The 12613-nt window shown below is 70.9% G+C and carries 12 protein-coding genes; 4 read left to right on the forward strand and 8 right to left on the reverse strand.

From position 1 onward, the window contains the following. Positions 1 to 16: 16 nt before the first annotated feature. Both ACIBQ1_RS04225 and ACIBQ1_RS04230 read right to left on the reverse strand, forming a co-directional pair. Entirely contained in the window at positions 17 to 1759 is a 1743-nt protein-coding gene (locus ACIBQ1_RS04225; protein WP_397274504.1) for a CocE/NonD family hydrolase, read from the reverse strand. A 112-nt stretch (positions 1760 to 1871) separates the two neighbouring features. Next, entirely contained in the window at positions 1872 to 2195 is a 324-nt protein-coding gene (locus tag ACIBQ1_RS04230) for a hypothetical protein (RefSeq protein ID WP_397274505.1), read from the reverse strand. Between the two features lie 154 nt (positions 2196 to 2349). On the opposite strand from ACIBQ1_RS04230, the gene ACIBQ1_RS04235 reads away from it, so the two are divergent. Next, entirely contained in the window at positions 2350 to 2622 is a 273-nt protein-coding gene (locus ACIBQ1_RS04235; protein WP_397274506.1) for a DUF397 domain-containing protein, read from the forward strand. A 54-nt stretch (positions 2623 to 2676) separates the two neighbouring features. After that, positions 2677 to 3582, forward strand: a complete 906-nt coding sequence (locus tag ACIBQ1_RS04240) for a helix-turn-helix domain-containing protein (RefSeq protein ID WP_397274561.1) — start codon at positions 2677 to 2679, stop codon at positions 3580 to 3582. 14 nt (positions 3583 to 3596) lie between these two features. Here ACIBQ1_RS04240 and ACIBQ1_RS04245 read toward each other — a convergent pair whose 3' ends face one another. The 3 genes from ACIBQ1_RS04245 to ACIBQ1_RS04255 are packed head-to-tail and all read right to left on the reverse strand — an operon-like array spanning position 3597 to position 6392. Continuing rightward, positions 3597 to 4394 (reverse strand): ABC transporter permease, encoded by a 798-nt coding sequence (locus tag ACIBQ1_RS04245; RefSeq protein ID WP_397274507.1) that lies wholly within the window; start codon positions 4392 to 4394, stop codon positions 3597 to 3599. A 54-nt stretch (positions 4395 to 4448) separates the two neighbouring features. Further along, positions 4449 to 5198: an ABC transporter ATP-binding protein gene (locus ACIBQ1_RS04250; RefSeq protein ID WP_397274508.1), complete on the reverse strand. Its 750-nt coding sequence runs from the start codon at positions 5196 to 5198 to the stop codon at positions 4449 to 4451. Between the two features lie 48 nt (positions 5199 to 5246). Then, the gene (locus ACIBQ1_RS04255; RefSeq protein WP_397274509.1) at positions 5247 to 6392 is read right to left on the reverse strand and encodes a nitrate ABC transporter substrate-binding protein; all 1146 of its coding nucleotides are present in this window, start codon (positions 6390 to 6392) and stop codon (positions 5247 to 5249) included. A gap of 360 nt (positions 6393 to 6752) precedes the next feature. Between ACIBQ1_RS04255 and ACIBQ1_RS04260 the strand changes: the two genes are divergently transcribed. Both ACIBQ1_RS04260 and ACIBQ1_RS04265 read left to right on the forward strand, forming a co-directional pair. Continuing rightward, a complete protein-coding gene (locus ACIBQ1_RS04260) occupies positions 6753 to 7562 on the forward strand; it encodes an SAM-dependent methyltransferase (protein ID WP_397274510.1) in 810 nt (269 codons plus the stop codon). Positions 7563 to 7823: 261 nt separating this feature from the next. Continuing rightward, the gene (locus ACIBQ1_RS04265) at positions 7824 to 8309 is read left to right on the forward strand and encodes a hypothetical protein (RefSeq protein WP_397274511.1); all 486 of its coding nucleotides are present in this window, start codon (positions 7824 to 7826) and stop codon (positions 8307 to 8309) included. Here ACIBQ1_RS04265 and ACIBQ1_RS04270 read toward each other — a convergent pair. Genes ACIBQ1_RS04270 through ACIBQ1_RS04280 form a run of 3 tightly spaced genes read right to left on the reverse strand, consistent with a single transcriptional unit; the run spans position 8302 to position 12496 of the window. Beyond that, positions 8302 to 9438, reverse strand: a complete 1137-nt coding sequence (locus ACIBQ1_RS04270; RefSeq protein ID WP_397274512.1) for a LacI family DNA-binding transcriptional regulator — start codon at positions 9436 to 9438, stop codon at positions 8302 to 8304. The genes ACIBQ1_RS04265 and ACIBQ1_RS04270 overlap by 8 nt on opposite strands. Next, on the reverse strand, positions 9423 to 11498 hold the full coding sequence (locus ACIBQ1_RS04275) for an alpha-galactosidase (RefSeq protein ID WP_397274513.1): 2076 nt from the start codon (positions 11496 to 11498) through the stop codon (positions 9423 to 9425). Before ACIBQ1_RS04275 ends, ACIBQ1_RS04270 begins: the two co-directional genes overlap by 16 nt. A gap of 11 nt (positions 11499 to 11509) precedes the next feature. Beyond that, positions 11510 to 12496, reverse strand: a complete 987-nt coding sequence (locus ACIBQ1_RS04280) for a hydroxyacid dehydrogenase (RefSeq protein ID WP_397274514.1) — start codon at positions 12494 to 12496, stop codon at positions 11510 to 11512. Positions 12497 to 12613: the final 117 nt, after the last annotated feature.

Raw genomic sequence — 12613 nt, forward strand, 5'->3', positions numbered from 1 at the left:
TCTTCGTCGCCATGTCTCAGCGGCTGATCACGGGCAGGACAAGGCGGCTCGGGTGCCCGGGGCCGTGGAGCACGCTGTTGGTCGCGACGACGACCTCGTCGGCGGTGTCCTCGGCGATGGTGGCACCGGTGTTGGTGTTGCGGTCGTAGCGGGGGAAGTTGCTGGAGGAGACCTCGAGGCGGATCCGGTGGCCCGGCAGGAACACGTTGGAGGTCACCGACAGGTCCAGCGTGACCTCGTGGACCTGGCCGGGGGTGAGCGGCCGCGGCGCGGACAGGGAGTCGCGGTAGCGGGCGCGCAGGATGCCGTCGGTGAGGTAGATCGCCCGCCCGTCGGGGAAGACGTCCACGAGCTTGCCGGTGAAGTCGGTGTCGCGCGCCGACGAGGTGACGTGGAGGACGAGCGAGACGTGCCCGGTGACCTCGACCGGCTCCTCCAGCGCGGGGGTGGTGAAGCACAGCACGTCGTCGCGGGTCTCGACCGGGCGCTGGTCGACCGGTCCGGCCCCGTTGAGGGCAGCGGGCAGCATGATCCGGCCGCCGAGGGTGGGCACCGGCCGGGCCGGGTCGTAGGTGTAGGTGTCGGCCGCCTCCGCCGCGGGCGGCTCGGTGCCGAGGGAGCCGTCGCCGTCGGCGGTGTTGGCCCGGCCGGAGCCGTCGAGGTAGTAGTCGGTGTACCGGGTGTCGGGCAGCGGCCAGTCCTGTTCGTCGCGCCATCGGTCGATGCCCATGACGAAGATCCGCACGGGCGCGGTGCCGTCCAGCGCGTCGGTCCGGCCGCGCAGCCACCGGTCGAAGAACCGGATGTGCGCCCCGGTCAGGTCGGCCGCCATGCCGCCGGCGCTCATCCCGAACTGCCGGTCGTGGTACACGCCGTCCTGCGACAGATGGTCCCAGGGGCCGATGATCAGCCGCTGGCCGTCGCGGGCCTCGGCGCTGCCGCCCTCGGCGCGCATGCGGGTGAAGGTACGGGCGGTGCTGTCGACGAACAGGTCGAACCAGCCGCCGACGTTCAGCGCGGGCACGGTCACCCGGTCGAACCGCTCGGCGACGGAGAGGTCCTGCCAGAGCCGGTCCCGGTCGGGGTGCCGCAGCCACTCGGCCCACCAGGGCGACTGCTTGCCGAGCAGCGGCTGGTCGAGGATCGGCAGCTTGGTCAGGTGCGGCTGGGGGTCGGCCGCCATCCCGGCCGCCTCCAGGAGAACGCCCGGGTCGCCGGCCCCGGCGGCGAGCGCGGTCTGCGCCGCCGTGAGCGTCATCATCGTGGTCCAGGTCCAGGACGCGTGCCACGAGAGCGCGCCGCCCGCGGAGTACCAGGGCGCGTGGTAGTAGTCCGTGCTGGTCACCGCCGGGGCGATGGCCTTGAGCCCGGCCGGGGTCCGCGACGCGCCGGCCCACTGCACGAAGCCGAGGTAGGAGCCGCCGTAGGTGCCGACGTTGCCGTCGCACCACGGCTGCTCCAGCAGCCAGGCGATGGTGTCGGCGCCGTCGTGCGGGTCGTCGACGTGGGGGGTGAACTCGCCGTTGGAGCGGAACCTGCCGCGCGTGTCCTGCCAGACGACCGCGTACCCGGCTTCGAGCAGGGCGAGCAGGTTGGGGGTGAGGGGAGACCCGGAGAGAGCCGGCAGGCCGTCCTTGCCGTAGGGGAGACGCACCAGCAGCGCCGGCGCGGGCGGCCCCTCGGGGATCCAGAGGTCGGTGGCGAGGGTCACCCCGTCGCGCATCGGCACCATGACGTCCTTGTCGACCGAGAAACGCATCTGATCTCCTACATGTGACCGCATCCACGTCAGGATTCTGTAGCATTTTCCGTTCCGGCCTCTTTCTAGCGCACATCCGGGCCGATCGGAAGGCCCCAGGGGCCGGAGCGCGTCAAGGCGGCTCGGCGGGCCGGGGCCGGCGGGCGTTCAGTTCGAGCTCCGCTCGGGCCATGGCGGCCTGGAGCTGGTCGGGGCTGCGGGCCTCGAGGACGGTGCAGCGGAGCGGGTCGCGGCACTCGAAGGCGGTGTAGGTCTGCCGCCATGCTCCCCAGGTGATGACCCAGCCCGGCCACTGCGCGCGCAGGGCGTTCAGGTCGCGATCGACGGCTGCCGACAGGGCGGCGGCCGCTGAGGTGGGGGCCGGGGTGGCCGCGTTCTCCTGCGGGGGTGTCTGGGCGGGTCCGCCGCGCGAGCGGCGGTGCCGAGGACGCTGCATCAAGATCTCCATGAAGGGGGGTAGATCGTGGTGCTTGCGGAGGCTTATCCTTTCCAATCGGCATTCCCCGCTGCAAGTACATCTGCACATGCATTTTGAAGAAAGTGCATATGCACCTGCAATTTCGTCACACGGGTTGAAAAGAGGGAAAGGTATGGAAGGTCCCATTTACAATGGCATGTCGGCTTCTGTGTTGTCTGGGGTGAAGTGGCGTAAGAGTCAGCGGAGTAACGCGGACGGTAGTTGCGTGGAGCTCGCCGAGTTACCGGGCGGCCGGATCGCGGTGCGCAACTCCCGCTTCCCCGACGGGCCGGTCCTCGTCTACACCAAGGCCGAGGTCAGGGCGCTGATACTCGGCGCCAAAGACGGCGAGTTCGATGACCTGGTCATCAGCCCGAATATGGGCGCATCATCTGGAACGTCATGAAACAGTGGGTAACGTAGGGAAGAACGAGTGCCTCGCCCGGCAAAAGGATCAATGATGATCGTTGCAGAGCCTGACGGAGACGCCGTCCCCTCCCAGGTCGTACGTGGTGCCCGGAGCGGGCCGACCGCGTTGCGGATCATGGTGGGGACACAGCTGCGCCGGCTGCGCGAGGCCAAGGGCATCACCGGCGAGCAGGCCGCGGACACCATCCGCGCCAGCCACTCCAAGATCAGCCGGATGGAGCTGGGCCGCAGCCCGTTCAAGCAGCGTGACGTGGCCGATCTGCTCACCTTGTACGGCATCACCGCCCCCGTCGAGCGGGAGAAGATGCTGGAGCTGGCCCGCCAGGCCAGCGCTCCGGGGTGGTGGCACCAATACAGCGACGTGCTCCCCGGCTGGTTCGAGCCCTACCTCGGGCTGGAGCAGGCGGCGCGCACGATCCGCAGCTACGAGGTGCAGTTCGTGCACGGCCTGCTGCAGTGCGAGCCGTACGCGCGGGCCGTCATCGCCATGCGGCACGGCGGTGCGGACCCCGACGATCTCGATCGCCGGGTGGCGATGCGGATGCGCCGTCAGGACCTGCTCACCGACAGCGAGGCGCCCACCCTGTGGGCGATCATGGACGAGGCGGTGCTGACGCGGCCGGTCGGCGGACGCGACGTCCAGCGTGCCCAGCTGGAGCACCTGCTCGCGGTCTGCGCGCTGCCGAACGTCACCCTGCAGGTCGTGCCCTTCGACATCGGCGGGCACGCGGCGATGGGCGGCCCGTTCACGCTCTTACGCTTCGACGCCCCGGACCTGCCCGACGTGGTCTATCTGGAGCATCTCACCAGCGCGATGTACCTGGACAAGCCCACCGACATCGACGACTACAGCAAGGTGATGAACACCTTGACCATTCAGGCCGCCCCTAAGGAGGCCACTCCGGCCCTGCTCCAGAGCATGCTCGACCAGCTCTGAGCGGGCCGGCCGGGCTAGCGGGCCGCGTCCCGGGCGGCCGTGTGCCAGGACGTCGCCCGGCGTGCCAGGGCGCCGAAGCCGAGGAAGACGCCGAGTCCGAGCAGGGAGGCCAGGCCGACCGCCGCGAACAGCTGCTCGGACTGCAGCCGCGACCGGTACAGGTCGATGAGCGTCCCGATGCCCGGCTCGCCCTGCCGGAAGAAGAAGTCCCCGACCACCGCGCCGATGACCGACAGGCCGGCGGAGATGCGCAGGCCCGTGAGGATGTGGGGCAGCGCCGAGGGCAACTGGAGCTTCCACAGCCGGGCCGCCCATCCGGCCCGCGCCAGCGTGAACAGGTCGTGGTGGGCCTCGTCCACCGAGCGCAGCCCGAACAGCGTGTTGGTCACGATCGGGAACAGCGCGATCAGCGCGCAGACCAGGACGCGGGTGAGGAACCCGAACCCGAACCAGAACCCGAACAGCGGCACCAGCGCCAGGATCGGAATCGTCTGCAGGATCACGAGGTACGGATGCAGCGACCGCTCCAGCCAGCTCGCCCGGGCCATGGCGATCGCGCACACGATGCCGGTCGCCGCGGCGCTCGCCAGGCCGAGCAGCGCGACCTGGGCGGACAGCAGCAGGCCGGCGAACAGCTCGGCGCGGTTGCCGGGGTCGAGGAGCCCCACCCGCACGACGGCGTCCGGCGGCGGAAGCAGGAAGCGCCGGTCGGGGGTCAGCAGCAGGTACGTGACGGCGTACCACAGGGCGATCACGAGGGCGAGGACGGCGAGCGGCGGGACCCACCGCAGCCACCTCGGGGTGGCGCTCATGCGGTCGCGGTGGTGGTCATGTGGTCGTCCTCCGCGGCCGCCTTGGGGTGGCGCTCATGCGGTCGCCCCCCGCAGCCAGGCCGACACCTGTGCGGCTATGCGCGCGAAGTCGGGGTCGAAGCGCAGCTCGGGCGGACGAGGGTAAGGGAAGGGCACGTCGCGGGTGCCGACGATCCGCCCCGGCCGTTCGGACAGCACGATGATCTTCGTGGCGAGGAAGACGGCCTCGCCGACCGAGTGGGTGACGAACACGGCGGCGAAGCGGCGTAAGCCGAACAGCCGCAGCAGCTCCGACTGCAGCCGCTCCCGCGTGATCTCGTCCAGGGTGCCGAACGGCTCGTCGAGCAGGAGCAGATCGGGCTGAACGGCGAGCGCGCGGGCCAGCGACGCCCTCATCCGCATCCCGCCCGACAGGGTGCGCGGCCGGTGGTGCGCGAAATCGGCCAGCCCCACCAGGTCGATCGCCTCGTCCGCGCGCCGCCGCCGCTCCGCCCTGGACAGCCCGCGCAGCTCGCCGAACAGCTCCACGTTGGCGCGGACGGTGCGCCACGGCAGCAGCGCATGGTCTTGAAAGACGTAGCCCACGGAGGTGGTCTCCCGGCGCACCGAACCCTCCGTGGCGTCGGTCAGCCCCGCGGCCAGGCGCAGGAGAGTGCTCTTGCCGCACCCGGAGGGGCCGACCACCGCGACGAACTGGCCGGGGGCGACGGTCAGATCGACCTTGTCCAGCGCCTGCGTGCCGTCTTCGTAACGCTTGCCCGCGGCCGAGAACGACAGCGCGGAGGTGGCGGCCTGACCGAGCACCCGGCCACTAGACCACATCGGACGGGACACGGGCAACACGCCGGCCGGTCAGCCGGCGCTGTAGCCGATCTTCGGGTCGACGAAGTCGTTGGTGACCACGTCGGCGGGCTTCAGGCCGTCCTTCACCGGCTTGTTCTGCCCGGCGAAGATCGGCCTGGTGATGTCGATCAGCCGCTGGACGCGGGCGGTGTCGAAGTTCCCGACGGTGGTGTCGGGGCCGTTGCCGGCCAGCTTGAGAGCCTTCATCTGCTCGACCGAGAACTCCGAGCTCGCCTTGGTGTACTGGGTGGCGACCTTGTAGTCCTGGTTGAGCCGCAGGGTGAGATCGATCGTGGGGCCCGGCTGGGCCAGCACGTCGACCTGCGCCTGCTGGAAGATGGGAACGAGCTTGCGCAGGCACGGCGTGAGCTTCTGCCTGTCAGCCGGACGGATCACCAGCGGGGGGCCGTAGTTCGGGTAGCCGGCGTCGTACACGAGCTGATACTTCACCGGCTTGCGCCACTGCGGCACGTCCTTCTCGTAGATGTAGGGCTCGGCGTTGGCGTACCCGGCCACGGCGGCCTTGCCGCCGGCGGCGACGAAGTGCGACGGGGAGCCGTCGTACGACCCGTCCACCTGGCTGCGCTTGAGCAGCCCCGCCCCCACCAGGTACTCCATGTAGGTGTTGCCGCCGAAGTAGAGCACCTTCGTGTCCGTCCGGCCGATGTCCTTGATGGTGGTGAAGGTGGGGTGGGTGGCCGGGTCCCACAGGATGATCTGCGGGTGGATCTCCATCAGGGCCATGACCGCGAGGGTCGGCTGGGTGGCCGACATCTGGATGCCCTCGTCCATGCCGCCCAGGACGCCGAGGGTGATGTCGGTGTCGGCGTACATCTGCGCCGACGACTGGGTGAAGCCGATCGCCGGCCCGCCCGCCCGCAGCTCCAGCTTGACTCCCGTGTCCTTGCCCCGGACCACCAGCGGCGCGGTCACCCGCTTCTTGTCGGCGTCGACGGTGGGGTTGGCGCCCAGGAGGTGATACATCCCGCCTTCGACGGTGATGTGCGGCGTCCATTGGGTCTGCACCACGATGGTGGCCGGGCAGGCGCCGCGCAGGTCGGTCGGATCGTTCGCGTTCCCCGCTGCCGCCGGTTTCGGCTGGGGCGGCTGCTGCGTGCCGGTGCACGCCCCGAGCAGGAGGAGCAGCCCGATCATGGCCGCGGTTCCAGCCGTTTTACGTCCCGCATGCCGTGTCCGGCGCACGTGCATGGTGCCATCCTTCCGATGGGGCGGCGATTGAATATTCGCGGCAGAAACCATGTCAAGCGCTGATCCGATATTTCTGGTTCTGCATGAGCGAAAGATATTTTTCCGGAACTTACCATGATTTGTCGGGCGCTCGGCATTTCAGCGGAGCGGATCCGGGTGAAACACCCTCCGTGGGTGGTTTGTCCAGTCGTGTGAGATTTGGATTCGGGAGAAGTGTGCTAACGACGACTTCCGTGGCAAATGGGTATGATCACCCCGCGGTACGTCGCCGCCGGCGAACCCATGCTCAAGCCTGGAGACCTCTGAATGACGACAGACAACTCGACGACGAACCGGTGGCCGCCGGAGATCGACACGACCGTGTCCCACTCGGCTCGGATCTGGAACTACTGGCTGGGCGGCAAGGACCATTACGCGGTGGACCGGGAGGTCGGCGACCGGTTGAGCCGGATAAATCCCGACATCGCCCTGACGGCTCGCGCCGACCGTGACTTCCTCCGCCGCTCCGTGCGCTACCTGGTGGCCGAGGCGGGGGTGCGGCAGTTCCTGGACATCGGCACCGGGCTGCCCACGGCCGGCAACACGCACGAGATCGCCCAGGGACTGGCCCCGGAGACCCGCGTGGTCTACGTCGACAACGACCCCGTCGTCCTCGCGCACGCCAAGGCCCTGCTCGTGGGCACGCCGGAGGGCAGGACCAACTACATCCAGGCCGACCTCCACGACCCCGGCGCCATCTTGAGAGCGGCCGCCGACACGCTGGACTTCACCCAGCCGATCGCGATCATGCTGCTGGGGATCGTGCACTTCGTCGGCGACGACGCCGAGGCGTACGGGATCGTCAAACGCCTGCTCGACGCCGTCCCCTCCGGCAGCCACCTGGCGATCGTGCACATCACCGCGTACTTCAACCCGAAGGCGAAGCGCGAGGAGGTGCGCCACTGGAACGAACACGGCACCCCCAAGCTGACCATCCGCACACCCGAGCAGATCGGGCACTTCTTCGACGGGCTGGAGGTCCTGCCCCCCGGCATCGTCTCCACCACGCGGTGGCGCCCCGACATCGACGACGTCCCGGAAGTGGACGGATTCTGCGGAGTCGGCAGGAAGCCCTGACGCCCCGCGGGCCTCGCCGGGCTTTCCGCCCCGGCCTTTCCGCCCGGGCGGCGGTGAAACTTTCACGGAGGGGAATCGGCGCGCGGTGCGCCGCGGCCGACCCATAACCGCCGGTGAAAGGAGAGATCCGCCCCCTTATCAGCCCGGCGTCCGGCCGCCTTAACGCCTGCCCGATTCCGGCCCGACGAATCCTCTAGTGGACGGCCCGACGGCCGCCAGCGCAGGGTGATGCCACGCCACGTCAGAAAGAAGGGGGCGGAATTGTTATCCGACATCCTGCGACGCCGCACGAGAAGGCTCCTGACCGCCGTGCTCGCGCTGCTGGCCGCGGCCGCCGTGACGGTCGTGCCGGCCCACTCGGCCTCCGCCGCCGCCCGGGTCCCGATTTTCCTGGAAGTACGCGGTGACAGCAGCCAGAAGCTGGCCGGCATCTACGGCTGGATCGAGTTCAACGACAGCACGACGTACACGTACCAGTTCTACCTGTGCCGCGAGTCGAGCTACAGCGCCGCCGGCGGGTACGTCAAGATCAACGACCGCGCGACCCTCCGCGCCTCGTACAGCTTGAACTGGGGCGACACGACGATACCCGAGTGCAGATATCCGGCCCAGCTGTACGGCGCCACGGATTACGTCGGCAGCACCGTCCGGAACGTCACGGTCGAGGTGGAGGGCGTCAATTTCAACGGCCAGAACCAGGCCACCTGGAAGAAGAACTGGTTCACCTACGACAACCCCTTCAACTGACGATCCGGTCGCCCACCGATCCGCGGACCACGATGTGCGTGCCCAGGATGACGTGCTGCGGCTGGCCGAGGTCCAGGGCCAGCCGCACGGCGGTGCGGCCCAGCTCCTCGGTCGGGATGTGCACCGTGGTGAGCCCGGGGACGAGGTCGGCGGCGAGCGGGATGTCGTCGTAGCCGGCGACCGACACGTCCTCGGGCACGCGCAGCCCCGCCTCGCGCAGCGCGGCCAGCACACCGGCGGCGACCATGTCGGTGCCCGCGAAGATCGCGGTGAACTCGGCCCCGGCCGCCAGCAGCCGCCTGGTGGCGTCGTAACCGGCGGCGCGGGAGAAGTCGCCGGGCAGGACGAGGCCCGGATCGCAGGGGACGCCGAAGCCCTCGTGCGCGCGGCGGAAGCCGGCCACGCGGTCGATCTTGGTGGTGCTCTGGTCGTCGTCGTCGGCGGCGCCGAGATAGACGATCCGGCGGTGGCCGCGCGAGAGCAGATGGCTGGTCATGGCGTACGCGCCGGCCTCGTTGTCGTACTCGACCACGGTGGTCGGCACGTCGTCGCCGAGCGGCGGGCGCCCGCACAGCACGAGCCGGGAGCCCGCCTTGTCCAGGGCGTGCGCGAAGTGCGACATGCGCTCGCGGTAGGCGTCGTCGGCCGAGCCGCCGCCGACCAGGATCACCGCGTCGGCGCGCTGCTCGCGCATGGCCTCGACGACCGCCAGCTCGCGCGCCGGGTCGCCGTTCGTGGCGCACACCAGGCACAGCCGGCCCTCCTCGGTGGCCTGCTGCTCGACGCCCTTGGCGACGTAGGCGAAGGAGGGGCCGGTGACGTCGTCGAGCACGAACGCGACCATCTTGGTGCCGGCCCCGGACAGGGCGCGGGCGTGCACGTTGAGGACGTAGTCCAGCTCGCGCATGGCCCGCAGCACGCGGGCCCGGGTGGCCTGCGCGACCGGGTAGTCCCCCTTGAGCACCCGGGAGACGGTGGACGCGGAGACCCCGGCCCGGGCGGCGACGTCGCGGATGGTGGCCCGCTCGGGGTCGTCCACGAGAACAGCCTTCGGCGGCGGCGCCTCCTGCGCGGCGGGCCTCGGCGCCGACTGCGCGGCGGGGCTCGGTGGCGTCATCTTTCGGGGCAAGACGCACCTTTCGTCAGGCGGAGCAGTGCCGCGGAGTACGGCTCGGGCAACGCGACCCGGAGCGTGCCCGCCTGCCAGCCCGCCTCGGCCGCGGCCGGGAAGAGCGGAGCCACCCGGTAACCGGACGGCCAGGGCAGCTCGATCGTCGTGGACGGCCCGCCCCTGCGCCACACGGCGAGGTAGGCGACGTCCCCGCAGTCCACGGCCAGGGCGAGGCGGTCGTCCTGCCAGCCGGGCAGCCCGAGCGGCCAGCGCGGCAGGCCGTGCGCCAGCTCACGCCGGTAGGACTTGTAGACGCCGATCGCCTCGGCGACCTCGGCCAGCCGGTCCGGGGGCAGCAGGTCGAGCCGGCCGCTGAGGTGAATGCGGCCGAGCATCGCGGTGACCATGGACCAGGCGACCCGCTCGCCGGGATAGGCCCACATCGCGCCCTGCTCCGGCGGCACCGCGGCGGGCGCGGCGGCGGCGATGGCGGGCAGCAGCACCTCATCCTGCTGGTCGGTGAGCGAGGCGATGGAGTGCCTGGCCAGGGTGGCGCCGTCCAGCCGCATGCCGCCGGCCGCGCAGGACTCGATCACCAGGCCGGGGTGGCGGTCCAGCACGCGCTCGACCCAGTCCAGGTAGGCGCGGTTGTGTTCGAGCAGCCGGTCGGCCGGGCCGATGTCGATGTTGTAGTCGAGCTTGAAGTAGCCGATGCCGTGGTCGCGGACCAGCCGGTCGACGACGGCGTCGAGGTGGGCGGCGGCGGCCGGGTGGCTGAGGTCGAGCTGGTGGCGGCCCCACTCGGCCAGCCTGGTCCCGGCCCGGCGCAGGAACGCCTCCTCGGGCAGGGCGACGTCGCTCCGCACGCCGATGACCTCGGGCTCCAGCCACAGCCCCGGGACCATGCCGTGGCCCTTGATCGCGTCGATGACCTCGTGGAGCCCTCCGGGGAAGCGCACGGTCGACGGCTCCCACGCGCCGACCGTGTCCCACCAGCCCGGCACGCCGCCGTCGCCGGGCCCGGCCAGCGAGTCGTCGTACCAGCCGGCGTCGATGCAGAAGTACTCCGCGCCCGCCCGGGAGGCGGCCTCGACCAGCGGCAGCAGGCGCTCGGTCGAGGGGTCGCCCATCAGGCAGTTCATGAAGTCGTTGAACACCACCGGCAGCTCGGCGTTGTCGCGGTGCGGCCGGCGGACGGCCCGGCGGTAGGCGGTCAGGGCGGCGACGGGGTCGTCGGCCACCGTGAACGCGGCGGTCGCGGTGGTGAAGCTCTCGCCCGGCGCCAGCCGGGCCGACCAGCCGTGCTCGCGCTGGGACGGCCCCGACAGCGCCAGGTAGACGTCGTCGAAGCGGTCGGCCAGCTCGGCGTGCCAGGGGCCGTTGTGCTCGATCTGCCAGGCGAGCGTGCCGCCCGCGCACTCCAGCCGGCCGGTCGGCAGGTGCTCGGAGGAGGGCCACGAGCCGGTGCTGGTGAACGCGACGCGGTTCTTCGTCCCGGTCTGGCCGAAGCGCGTCATCCCGACGTCGTGCAGCTCCAACGGCCGCCCCGACCAGCGGAACTCGCCGCTCCACGGGTTGCGCGCGCTCCACACCGTCAGGTCCCAGGGCAGCCCGGCGAACGCGAAGCTCGACACGTGCTCCAGGACCAGCTCCTCCGTCGCCGTCACCGTCGACCAGCAGCGGATGACCCGGCCGGTCGCCGGGCCGGTCGCCGGGCCGGTCGCCGGGCCGGTCGCCGGGCCGGTCGCCGGGCCGGTCGCCGGGCCGACCGCCGGGCCGACCGCCGGGCCGACCGCCGGGCCGACCGTCGGGCCGACCGCCTGGAAGACGGTCGTCACGGAGACGCCGTCGCCGCCGGAGCGGATCGTCAGGCGATCGTCGTCGGCGAGGTGGCTCTCGTAACGCAGTTTCAGCCCGTCGACGTGCCGCTTGCCCGCCGTGCCGCTCCTGCCCCTGCCGGCCACCTCGATCTGCGTCACCGGCAGCGCCGAACGGCCGTTGCCCTTGAACGGGCCGATCGCCAGCAGCCGCGGCGGAGCGCCGGCGACCAGCTCGAAGACGAGGTCGTGCCAGGTCACGGACGCCTCCATCACGCCACCCGGTCCAGGTCGTCGGGCCTCACCTGGTGCGCCAGCGGCAGCCCGGCGAGGAGCCGTTCGAGCTCGTCCAGGACGACGCCGCCCATCCGGGACAGCTCGTTGCCGTGCGAACCGGCGATGTGCGGGGTGAGGAAGGCGTTGGGCAGGTCGAACAGGGGCGAGTCGGGCTGCAGCGGCTCGGGCTCGGTGACGTCGAGGATCGCCGACAGCCGCCCGGACTTCAGCTCGGCGATCAGCGCGTCGGTGTCGACCAGCGACCCGCGGGCGGTGTTGATCAGCACCGCGCCGTCCGGCATCAGCGCCAGCCGGGCCCGGTCGAGCATGTGCGCGGTCTCGGGGGTGGCGGGGGCGTGCAGGCTGACGATGTCGCTGCGGCGCAGCAACTCCTCCAGCGACTCCTGCCGTACGCCGGGAACGCGGGTGTAGGGGTCGTACAGGCACAGGTCCAAGTCGTACGGCGCCAGCAGTTCGAGCACCTTGCGGCCGATGCGGGAGGCGCCCACGATGCCGACCGTGCGGCCGTTGTTGCCGATCCCGGGCTCGATCTTGGCCAGGGTGAAGGAGCGTTCGCGCCGGTAGCGCTCGTTGAGGCCGAAGACCCCCTTGCCGGCCAGCAGGATCGCGCCGACGGTGTACTCGGCCACCGGGACGGCGTTGGCCTCCGCGGCGGTGGAGACCAGCAGGCCGCGTTCCCACCAGGCGGGGCTGATCATGCCCTTGACCGAGCCGGCGGCGTGCAGGACGGCGCGCAGGCGCGGGGCGGCGGCCAGCAGCGCCTCGTCGATCGGCGGGCAGCCCCAGCCGGTGATGAGGATCTCGACGTCGGCCAGCGCCAGGCGTGGGTCGTCGAACCGCTCGGCGACCAGGGCGACGTCGATGTCGGCCAGCGTGTCCAGCCGCCGCAGCAAGGGCGCGGGGAAGAGCAGGGCGAGATGTTCCTCGCGCATGGCGAACAACGCCTTCGGGCGTGGGGACACGGGGGAAGCCCTCCATTCGATAGAGACCGGTTTCTAAAGTAGGAGCGCGGCCTCGCAGGGTCAACGGTCAATCCTTGATCGATCTCGAAAGAGCGTCCCACCTGGAAGTCCCGGTTA

Origin of the sequence: Nonomuraea sp. NPDC050153 (assembly GCF_044460125.1) — a bacterium.
Classification (GTDB): domain Bacteria; phylum Actinomycetota; class Actinomycetes; order Streptosporangiales; family Streptosporangiaceae; genus Nonomuraea.

Excerpts from the sequence above, each read along its gene's own strand:
- ACIBQ1_RS04230 (WP_397274505.1), bottom strand. The coding sequence starts at position 2,195 with ATGCAGCGTCCTCGGCACCGCCGCTCGCGCGGCGGACCCGCCCAGACA.
- ACIBQ1_RS04260 (WP_397274510.1), top strand. The coding sequence starts at position 6,753 with ATGACGACAGACAACTCGACGACGAACCGGTGGCCGCCGGAGATCGAC.
- ACIBQ1_RS04245 (WP_397274507.1), bottom strand. The coding sequence starts at position 4,394 with ATGAGCGCCACCCCGAGGTGGCTGCGGTGGGTCCCGCCGCTCGCCGTC.
- ACIBQ1_RS04235 (WP_397274506.1), top strand. The coding sequence starts at position 2,350 with ATGGAAGGTCCCATTTACAATGGCATGTCGGCTTCTGTGTTGTCTGGG.
- ACIBQ1_RS04240 (WP_397274561.1), top strand. The coding sequence starts at position 2,677 with ATGATCGTTGCAGAGCCTGACGGAGACGCCGTCCCCTCCCAGGTCGTA.
- ACIBQ1_RS04255 (WP_397274509.1), bottom strand. The coding sequence starts at position 6,392 with ATGATCGGGCTGCTCCTCCTGCTCGGGGCGTGCACCGGCACGCAGCAG.
- ACIBQ1_RS04225 (WP_397274504.1), bottom strand. The coding sequence starts at position 1,759 with ATGCGTTTCTCGGTCGACAAGGACGTCATGGTGCCGATGCGCGACGGG.